General features: G+C 64.7%; 1 protein-coding gene. It reads left to right on the top strand.

Annotation, left to right across the window (positions count from 1 at the left end):
* Positions 1 to 157: 157 nt before the first annotated feature.
* On the top strand, positions 158 to 388 hold a 231-nt coding region (locus tag AC0IYH_RS29705; RefSeq protein WP_471837658.1), incomplete at its 3' end, for a hypothetical protein.

Here is a 388-nt window from a genome sequence, read left to right as displayed (position 1 = left end):
ACAGTGCCGATCCAATCACACCGTGTCGCCGAAGCAGTCTCCGTGCCGCGAGGCGCCGGACGGCCGCCGGTCCCCCCTTCAGAACCTGTAGCGCTCGCCGCGTGGCGTTGCAGCCTCATCGGCCAGCGCGACCAACACCTACAACCAGGATAATCACATGGGCCTCTTCACAGGCTCCAGCACCACCAAGACCAACGAGAAGACTGACACGGGCCCTAGCGCCTTTCAGGCTCCTTACCTCACCGACGCCTTCAACTCCGCCAAGGACATTTACGCCGGCTCCAAGTCCTCCCCGTACTACCAAGGGGCCACCTACGCCGGCATGAGCCAGGAGGCCAAGGACGCCCTGGCTAAGCTCAAGGGCTACGCCTCGGGCACCGGCCTGGAC

This window comes from Pseudomonas sp. AC463, assembly GCF_979253585.1.
This window is presented reverse-complemented; position numbering and strand designations above follow the sequence as displayed.